The 9,036-nt window shown below is 70.7% G+C and carries 8 protein-coding genes and 1 pseudogene; all 9 read right to left on the bottom strand.

Going from position 1 to position 9,036, the window contains the following annotated elements; all coding sequences use genetic code 11:
• Positions 1 to 413: threonine/serine exporter family protein (locus tag D7W82_RS36450; RefSeq protein ID WP_147439724.1), on the bottom strand; the 413-nt coding region annotated here is incomplete at its 3' end.
• Complete coding sequence (locus D7W82_RS36445; RefSeq protein ID WP_147439723.1) at positions 410 to 1,855, bottom strand: hypothetical protein; 1,446 nt, start codon at positions 1,853 to 1,855, stop codon at positions 410 to 412. The genes D7W82_RS36450 and D7W82_RS36445, both read right to left, overlap by 4 nt.
• Before the next feature lie 4 nt (positions 1,856 to 1,859).
• Positions 1,860 to 3,617 (bottom strand): SulP family inorganic anion transporter, encoded by a 1,758-nt coding sequence (locus tag D7W82_RS36440; protein WP_120622700.1) that lies wholly within the window; start codon positions 3,615 to 3,617, stop codon positions 1,860 to 1,862.
• A gap of 117 nt (positions 3,618 to 3,734) precedes the next feature.
• Positions 3,735 to 4,637, bottom strand: a complete 903-nt coding sequence (locus tag D7W82_RS36435; RefSeq protein ID WP_120622699.1) for a bile acid:sodium symporter — start codon at positions 4,635 to 4,637, stop codon at positions 3,735 to 3,737.
• The gene (locus D7W82_RS36430; RefSeq protein ID WP_199727966.1) at positions 4,637 to 5,632 is read right to left on the bottom strand and encodes an HAD family phosphatase; all 996 of its coding nucleotides are present in this window, start codon (positions 5,630 to 5,632) and stop codon (positions 4,637 to 4,639) included. The genes D7W82_RS36435 and D7W82_RS36430 overlap by 1 nt, the downstream gene beginning before the upstream one ends.
• 318 nt (positions 5,633 to 5,950) lie before the next feature.
• Positions 5,951 to 6,922: a CorA family divalent cation transporter gene (locus tag D7W82_RS36425; RefSeq protein WP_120622698.1), complete on the bottom strand. Its 972-nt coding sequence runs from the start codon at positions 6,920 to 6,922 to the stop codon at positions 5,951 to 5,953.
• Positions 6,923 to 6,989: 67 nt separating this feature from the next.
• Positions 6,990 to 7,340 (bottom strand): DUF2019 domain-containing protein, encoded by a 351-nt coding sequence (locus D7W82_RS36420; RefSeq protein WP_120622702.1) that lies wholly within the window; start codon positions 7,338 to 7,340, stop codon positions 6,990 to 6,992.
• Complete coding sequence (locus D7W82_RS36415; RefSeq protein ID WP_120622697.1) at positions 7,340 to 8,677, bottom strand: hypothetical protein; 1,338 nt, start codon at positions 8,675 to 8,677, stop codon at positions 7,340 to 7,342. The genes D7W82_RS36420 and D7W82_RS36415 overlap by 1 nt, the downstream gene beginning before the upstream one ends.
• A gap of 84 nt (positions 8,678 to 8,761) precedes the next feature.
• Positions 8,762 to 9,036: pseudogene (locus D7W82_RS36410) on the bottom strand (hypothetical protein); the annotation flags it as partial.

Below are 9,036 nucleotides of genomic sequence, written 5' to 3'. Positions count from 1 at the left end.
GCCACCGCCGCGCCGTAGACGCCGTAGGCCACGAACACGAGCCACTCGGGATAGGGCGCGTGCGTTTTCAGGATGCGGTCCAGCTCCGCGCGGGCCTCGGGCAGCCGCACGCGCCCTTCGGGGATGGCGTCCGCCAGCCGCAGGAGCGCCGCGGCCCGGCCCAGGTTCCAGTGCGGATTGAAGGGCAGCCGCTCGAAGGCCACGTGCGGGCCCCGCGATGACCTCACCTGCGTCATCGCCAGGCTCTGGAGCGTGAAGACCTCCACGTCCAGCCCCCACGCCTTCGCGGCCCGGCGCACGCGCGTCTCCACCAGCAGCGACGGCTGGTAGGCCAGGTGCAACTGCTTCGCCAGGTCCAGCAGGAAGGCGGAGGCCTCCTCCTCGTCCACCCCGCCGTCGCGCTCCCGCGTCATGGAGCGTCCGCCTTGGGGACTTCCTCCACGGCGCCCTTGCCGCTCGTGCTCCGCGTGTCCTTGAACGAGAAGCTGGCGCCCACCAGCAGCGTGGCCTGGAAGAAGCGGACGTCCTGGGTCCGCATGGAGGAGGACAGGCCCAGTTGCTGGAGTGACTCCGAGAAGCGGCTGGTCTGCTTGCCGCCCCACGCCAGGTCGCCGCCCAGCGTGAAGCGCGAGCGGCCCAGCACGAAGTGGATGCCCGAGGCGACGTGGTACAGGTCCCAGCCGCCGAGCAGGGCGTTCGTCCCGGGCGTCTGGTCCAACGCGCTGAAGTCCGTGTGCCCGCTCAGGTACACCCGCACCCGGTCCCCCAGCGCCTGCTCCACGCCCAGCGCCCCGTTGAGCAGCGGCTTGAGCGCGAAGGCGTAGTCCCCGTCGATGGGCTCGGTGGTGCCGCGCGGCAAGATGGGCTCCGCGTCCACCAGGGTGACGGTCGCGACGCGCGCGTAGCCCTCCAGGGACGCGTACACCGCGGTCGACTCGCCGAAGCTCCGGCTGACGCCGAGCGCTGCGGACCAGGAGTTGCGGAAGTGCACCGGCAGGTCCTCCTGATAGTTGAACACGGGGGCGGGCGCGTTCGTGTCCAGTCCCTGGGACTGGACGGCGCGCTCGTACCCCACCGAGCCCCGGCCCCAGAGCGCCACGCTCGGCGTCGTCACGGCGAGCCCCACGGCCCAGGGGCCGTGCTGGTAGCTGGCGCCCACCTTCAACAACACCCGGACGTGGTCGAACTCCAGGTCGCGGCCCAGGGTCGCCAGCAGCTGCTGGCCGGCGGCGCCGGAGCCCTGCGCCAGCGTCTGGAAGCGCAGCTCGTGACGCCGGGACGCGATGAACGGCGTCAGGCCCAGGCCCAGGTGCTCCGTGACGGGGTAGGCCCAGGAGAGGCCCGTCCAGAACTCGCTCACGGTCTGGTCCAGGCGCACGTTCGTGGACAGCAGGTCCAGGCCCTGCACGCCGGCCAGGTCCGTGCCCAGCCGCGTGCCGCGCGACTGCAGGCTGTAGGAGAAGCCCTGGCGCGTGAGCAGCGAGTAGGCCATCCGGGACTTCCCCAGGAACCCGAAGCGCAGCGAGCCGGCGATGAGCGACGGCAGCACGTCCACGTTGGAGTCGGACAGGCCCCTGCCCTGGCCCTGCCCGTCCTTCACGTTCACGTGCGTGTACTCATAGACGCTGCCGGTGAGCTCCAGCTCCGGCGCGTCCAGGAGCGCGAGCGCGCCGGGGTTGTAATAGACGGCGCTGATGTCGTTCGGGTTGCCCACGAAGGCGCCGCCCAGCAGCCACGCCCGGTTGCCGAACTGCCGCGTGGTGTAGTGCGCGTCCTGCGCCAGCGCCGTCGCGGACATCAGCAGCCCCAGCACCGCGCCCGTGACACACCGGGCCCTGGATTGAATTGGCGTCATGGCGTCAGTGCACCTGTGGCGAGGCGGCGGGCTCGCCGCTTTCGGCGGTCCGCGCGTCGTCTCGCGATTCGAGGTAGGCGCGAACGGCCGCGCCCACGGTGGGAAAGAGCCGGTCCTCGCCAATCCGCGCGGCCAGCCCCGAGCGCTTCAGCATCCGGCGCATCGGCGCGCGCGCCTGGGCCACCGCGAAGACGAGCCCTTCGTCCGTGAGCTCCTGGCGCACCTTCTCCAGGCTCTCCGCGGCGGTGATGTCCAGGTCGAACACGGAGGACGCGTCCAGCACGAACCAGCGCACCGGTTGGCGCGAGTCGGCCACCAGCCGGCGCACCTGTTCGCGCAGGAAGCGGGCGTTGGCGAAGAAGAGGGGCGCGTCGAAGCGGTAGACGACGAGGCCGGGGATCGTCTCCGCGTCCGCGTGGCCCTCCACGTCGTGCCAGCCGGGCATGCCCTCGCGCTCGCCCAGCACGGCGTCGTGCGGGTGCGCCGCGCGGCGGATGAGGTCCACCAGCGCCAGCGCCACCGCGATGAGGATGCCCTGGAGGATGCCCAGGAAGAGCACGCCCAGCATCGTCACCACCGCGAGCACCGCCTCCACCGGCCGCACGCGCCACAGCTGGAGGAGGGGCTTCACCTCCAGCAGGTACACCGCCGCGACGATGACGATGGCCCCCAGCGTCACCAGGGGCAGCTTCGCCAGGAGCGGCGTGAGGAACAGCGAGAACACCAGCACCACCGCCGCCGCGCCCACGCCGACGAGCTGCGTGCGCCCCTTCATGGACGCGTTGACCGCCGTGCGCGAGTCGCTGCCCGACACCGGGAAGCCCTGCGTGAGGCCGGTGAGCAGGTTGGCCGCCGCCTGGCCGAAGAACTCCTGCTGGGTGTCCAGCCGGTAGCCGAAGCGGTCCGCGTAGATGCGGCCCGTGAGCACGGAGCTGGCGTAGCTCACCAGCGCGAGGCTGAAGGCGGCGGGCAGGAGCGTGCGCACGTCGTCGAAGCGCAGGGAGGGCAGGCCGAAGGCGGGCGCCGCCGCCGCGATGGGGCCCACCACCTTCACGCCGCCGTGCTCCAGCTGGAACGTCCAGGTCACCAGCGTGGTGAGCACCACCATCACCAGCGGCGCGGGCCAGCGCGGCAGGAAGCGGCGCATGGCCACCAGCGCCGCGACGATGCCCAGCCCCAACAGCAGCGTGGGCACGTGCGTGCGGCCCACGTTCGCCGCCACCTCGTGCAGCTGCCCCGCGAACTCGTTCGACCTGCGCTCCAGCCCGAACATCCGGGCCAGCTGGCTGCCGATGATGATGAGCGCCGCGCCGTTGATGTAGCCGATGAGGATGGGGCGCGACAGGAAGTCCGCCAGCGCCCCCGCGCGGCACAGCCCGCCCAGCAGGCTCACGACTCCCACCATCAACGCGAGGAGCGCCGCCAGGGACGCCAGCCGCTCCGGTCCCCCCCCCGCCACCACCGGGCCCAGCGCCGTCGCGGTGAGGATGGCCGCGCCCGCCTCCGGCCCCAGCAGCAGGTGTCGCGACGGTCCGAACAGCGCGTACGCCAGCATCGCGAAGACGCCCGCGTACAGGCCCGCCGCGGGGCGCACGCCGACGATCTGCGCGTACGCCAGGCCCTGGGGGATGAGCATCGCGCCCACGGTGAGCGCGGCCAGGACGTCCGCGCGCAGCCACCGCCGCTCATAGGTCCGCGCCTGCTCGACGCCCGGGAGGAACCGGCCCAGGACATGAGCGGCCGTGGCCGCGGTGCGCTTCATGGCCCTCCCCCCCGTGTGCCTGGCCTCCCGAACGCAAGGAAGGGTGGAGGCCCCCGGGCCCCACGGCATCACCCACGGGGGTGCGTTGCGCGCATCGGCTTCAGGACACGGAAGGGCTCACGTGCCCGCGGAGGCCCCCCTGCCCGACGGCAGGGACGGCCCGCCGCCACGCTCGGACGCCTGGTGGCGCTGGTTCCAGAGCAGGTACGGCACCAGGGCCACGGTGCGGATCAAGAGGTACAGCCCCATGACGCCCAGCAGGCTCTTCATGGGATAGGTGCTGCCGCCCAGGCAGAACGCGAAGGCGGGGTTGCCGAAGACGGCGGAGATGGCCAGCGCCGTGCGGTCCCCGGGCCGGGGCCGGCCGGCCACGTGTCCCAGGGCCGCGGCCCCCAGCGTCACCACCCCCATCGCGACGAGCGCCCAGGGGTGCAGACGCTTCAACAGCGGGAAGCTGGCGACGATCAGCGCCAGCGCGGCCACGGACAGGGCGACGTTGAAATAGAGCTTCACCGGCTTGCGCAGCCGGTGCGCCCAGACGGGCGCCACCTTCTGGAGGCCGATGCCGAGCGCGAAGGGCACGAGGAACGGGAGGATGACCCTGCCCAGGAGCACCCCGTACGGCGGCGACTGGATGGCCACGGGGAACAACCGCTCCAACAGGTTCAGGGACAGCGGCATCAGGACGATGGCGACGAGCGACAGGGTGATGGACAGCGCCAGGGCCAGCGGCAGGTTGCCCTTCTGCTGCGACACGACGTTGAGCGCCATGGGCAGCCCCGGACAGAACGCCATCAGCGCGATGACGCCCGCCGCGACGGGCGGCACGGGCAGCACCTTCACCACGATGAGGGACAGCAAGGGCACACCGACGAGGCATACCCCCATCCCTCGCGCGAACGCGGGATGGCGCACGCCCTGGCCCAGGTCCGCCAGGTGCCACGACAGGCCCTGCGACAAACCGAGCGCGATGATGAAGGTCGAAATCATCAGCCCGATGAAGGCATGCAAGGTGTCCATCACCGTCCCTCCTCCGGGAAGATGTGCTTCCAGTCCTGGCGCATGCTGACCACGGTCCAGCCGCCCTCGCGCGCGGCCTTCAGGGACGCGTCGTTCTTCTCCTCGTAGGCGAACTCGCGCTCCGCGTCGTCGTGGTGGATGAGCAACGAGAAGCCGGGGCGCGGCTGCTCCTGCGTGTACTGGAGCATCTGGATGTCACCGCCCGAGCGGACGTTGCCCGCGGCGAAGACGGGCCGCCGCCCGATGCGCTGCCCGATTCCCACCGGCTTGCCGGCCTTGTCGTTGAGGTGGTCCAGGCGGGCCTCGCGCCGCAGCACCGGGTGGCCGTTCCCCTCGTCGAACTTCTCCTTCAGGTCGCTGCCGATGACCTGCTGGGGCGGGATGCCGTAGGTGTCCTCGGAGATGACGCGCATGAAGTCCGTGCCGCCGCCCGAGGAGATCCACGTCTGGAAGCCCTGGGCGCGCAGGTACTGGAGCAACTCCAGCATGGGCACATAGGCAAGCTGCGTGTACGGCACGCCCAGCTTCGGGTGACGGGCCGTCTGGAAGAAGGCGCGGGCCTCGCGGGCGAACTCGTCCTGCGTCTTGCCCGCGTGGGTGACGGCGAACAGCTCCATCAACTGGGGCTCCTCCATGGAGGACAGCAGGGCCACGTCCCCTTCCAGCACGGCCTTGAAGGGCTGCCGCTTCGCGAGCGAGGCGTCCTCCTTCACGCGGGCCTTGACCTGGTCCAGCAGGAAGGCGCCCTGCACGACGGGCTGCTCCTGCCAGAGCGTGCCGTCATTGTCGAAGGTGGCGATGCGCTCCTCCGGGGGGATGTAGCCAGGGCCGCCCTCGGTGGTGGCGCGGGTGACGAAGTCGATGATGGACTGCTTCACCGGGCCGTCATTCCAGGACGGCAGCGGATCCGCCGCCAGTGCCTGGAGGGGAATGGCGAGCAGCAGCGCCAACGCCCACGGCAGGCAGGCCGGGCCCTTCCACGCGCGTTGCCTCACGGTCGCCTCCTGTCCGGTGCAATCCCAGACATGAGGTTGGGAACGCGGTGGCGACTCCACAACGCGGCGTGGAGGGCGCGGGAGGAGGGCCCGCTATGCCCGGCCGTCCGTGAGGAGGCAGCGTCTGGCGGAGGGGGAAACGGCGCGGCACAGGCCCCCCATGAGTCCAAGCAGCAAGCAACGCGTCCGGACTCCCACCCTCAAGTCCTCCCCCTGCCTGTGCCGCGCCCGGGGATGAAGCTGGTGAGGAAGTGGAGGATGCCGCCACGGAACGCGGGTCGCACGGGGATGTCGGCTGACGCGGCCAGGTGCCTGCCTTCAGACGCGCTCGCGGCGGCGCAGGGCGCGCCACTCCGCGACGGCGAGGACCATGAGCACGAGCACCAGCAGCAGGAACGAGCCGCGCCACTGCGCGCCGGGAATGCCGCCCACGTTGACGCCCAGCAGGCCGGTGATGAAGGACAGGGGCAGGAAGACGCCGGAGATGATGGTGAGCATGTAGAGGATGCGCTGGCTGCGGGCGTCCAGCCGGGCCTTGACGTCCTCGTGGAGGATGCGGGCGCGCTCCACCAGGGCGTCCATCTCCTTGAGGGCGCCGCCGGCCCGCTCGGCCATCCGGCGCAGTTCCCGTTCCTGGGCGCGCACCCACTCCACGGTGAGCAGGCTGACGCGCAGGATGGCGTCGCGGACCAGGGAGACGAAGCGGCGTTGTTCCACGAGGGTGCGGCGCAGCCGGCGCAGGTCCGTCGGCACGTCGAAGGTGTCCTCGCGGCGCTCCTCGAAGCGGGTCTCCAGCCCCGACAGCGTGCCGTCCAGTTCGCTGGTGCGCAGCGCGGCCGTGGAGAGCGCGGTGGAGGCGAAGGCGAGGAAGAGGTCCGTTCCATGAGGCCCTCGGCCATGGGCGAGCTGCTCACGGACGGCCACGATGGCGTGCTGATTCGTGGGCGCCACGGTGACGCAGCGGTCCGCCGTCATCCAGGCGCGCAGCTGGCGCGGGGACGACACGCTGGTGGGCGCGGAGTCCGGGTGCAGCAGGAGCAGGACGAGCTCGTTCTCGTTGAGCACGTCGATGCGCACGCGGCCCGTGTCGGCCAGGAGCGGTTCACGCACCTGGGGAGGCAGCTGGAAGACGGCCTCCAGCACACGGGGAAGGTCCGGCAGGTCCGGAGGCAGATGGACCCAGAGCATGCCATCCGAAGCCCGCCAGCTCCGCGTCTCCGCCAGCGTGAGCGGGCGTGCACCGCCGCTGCCATCCAGGAGCAGCGCGAAGGCGTTCTCGAACCCGTCCATGGAAGGAAGGTGGCGAGGGAGTGGACAGGGACCTAGGACCCAGGCAGCGCGACAGCCTGGCGCCCGCTCACCCCGGGTCGAGCGACCAGGTGCCTTCGGCCCAGCGCTGGAGGTTCAAGGTGGCGCCAATGGCCGCCAGACCGCCCTCCGCGGCGATGGCCTCCAAAACCGCCTTTGACTCCTCTGTTCGGTATCGCAGCAGGAATGATGCCGCCATGCCTCGCACGTCCGCGCGGGGATGCTCCAGCAAGACAGAGAGCGCCTCCCGTCCGGCATCGCCCTGCGAAAGCAGCGCCTCCAAGGCCGCGCCGTACTTCCGAGCGTGCTTGTTACCCTTCCTGGAGTCACCGTCCCGGATGCAGTCGCCTTGTGCCGCAACATGGTGCGCGAACTGTTCGACGAGTTCCTGCAACTCCATCACCATGCTCCCTTCATCATCTGTTCCAGGACCAGCATCCCAAAGCGGCGTTGTTCCTCGAAGGACTGGGTGCTCAGCCATTGACGCACCGTCATCGTGTACGACCGGGTCAAGTCGCCACGAATGGAGGAGAAGAAACCGCTGATGCGCGTATGCATCCGCGCATCCAATCGGATGACGTTGTCCGTGTTGTGCAGTGCGTGCGGCCCGAAACGCTCCACGTTCCCGGGGGTCTGCTCGACAATGTGATGCCACTGCTTGCCGGCGCCCGCGGGCCCCATGGCCTGTTTGAAGCCGCTGAACGAGCCCCAGGACCTGACGCCAGGAGGCGGAGGACTTCCTCCTCCCGGTCCCTGGGCCGTCATCGCGACCGCGCCTGGCGCCAGGGAGAGCGTGACGGTCCCCGCACCCACCGCGACGGACCGCACCTCGCCTACCACCGCGAGCCGGACTCCCAGCTGGGACCCGGCTTGCACGGAAGCCTGCGCGGCTCCAGGCAGCGTGGGCACGCTCCGCCCCAGCCCTGCCGCGGTGTTCCCCATCGCCGCCGTGGCCAGCATCACGAAGGCACGGGCCGCGTTGCGCCCCATGACCTTGCCGTACCGCTCCCCGGCCTGGCGCAGATCCTCGAATGTGATGGCCCGGTCCGAGGCCTCCACCAACTGTCTGAAGCCAACGATGAGGCCCCAGAACGTGTCGATGCCCACGTAGGCGATGAGAGTGGCGGTCATCACCGCCGCGATTCCCTTGGAGATGGGCTCCGGCACCGCGAGCAGGACCATGTACGTGGTCCACGTCCACAGCACCGCGGCCATCATGGCTTCAGGGTCAGCCATGCCCGTGAAGGCATCCATCATCTCCGTGAGGACCACTCCCCGGGCCAGCGCCATGGCGAGTACGTAGCGGCCGTCACCATCCAGGATGGGCGTCTCCGCCAACAACCGCAGACAATCTCCCTGTCGCTGCGTGCGCTCGCACCACCGCAGGTACTCATGGGTGAGGCCTCCCACGTTTCCGGAGTCGAGGACCTCCAGTTGCTCGCCAGCCCCCAACGGCGTGATGCGCCGCTCACGTGGCTCGAAGCGATAGGCGCCACTGCGAGCTTCCATCTGGAACAACTCACGAGCGGCTTGCTGCGGACGGGAAGAAGGCCGGACGCGCCGGGCGCTGTCCTTGAGTAAGGCCCCGACTTCGTCCAACTCCACCACTCGGGCGTCCTGGTGCGGAACGAAGGTGGCCTTCCGGCCCGCGCCCATGTCCAGCGTCACCACCGACCGGACACCGCCACAGCCGGACAGCACGACCAGCAGAAAGACCCACCACCCACGTGCAAGCATTCAGAGCCCTCTCCCGGCTCCATAGCCTGAACCAGGCAAGGGCGGAACGCGTGCCCTCTTGCGCGAGGGAGAACCGCCCGCTTCTCACGCGTGGCGCCAGCGCGAGGACAGCACTGTCAACGCCACGAGCGCGCTGCCTGCTCCCGCGAGCGCCATCAGGGGCCTGCGCAGCCGCGCGCCCAGGGCATCCAGGGCTCCGGCCGTGATCTCCCGGCTCGCGCGCCGCACCAGGTCCTGGTTGCGTGGCGCCTCCCGCCAGCGGAGCGCCTCCTGCGTGAGCGCGCTCCCCGCCCCCCGGACGGTCGCCGCCGCGGTGCGCTCGGCGAGCTTCGCCAGGGATGCGCCCAGCGCCTCCCCGG

Source organism: Corallococcus sp. CA049B (assembly GCF_003611685.1).
In the GTDB taxonomy this organism is placed as follows: Bacteria; Myxococcota; Myxococcia; order Myxococcales; family Myxococcaceae; genus Corallococcus; species Corallococcus coralloides.
The sequence above is the reverse complement of the archived record's forward strand: the minus strand, read 5'-3'. Positions and strand labels throughout refer to the sequence as shown.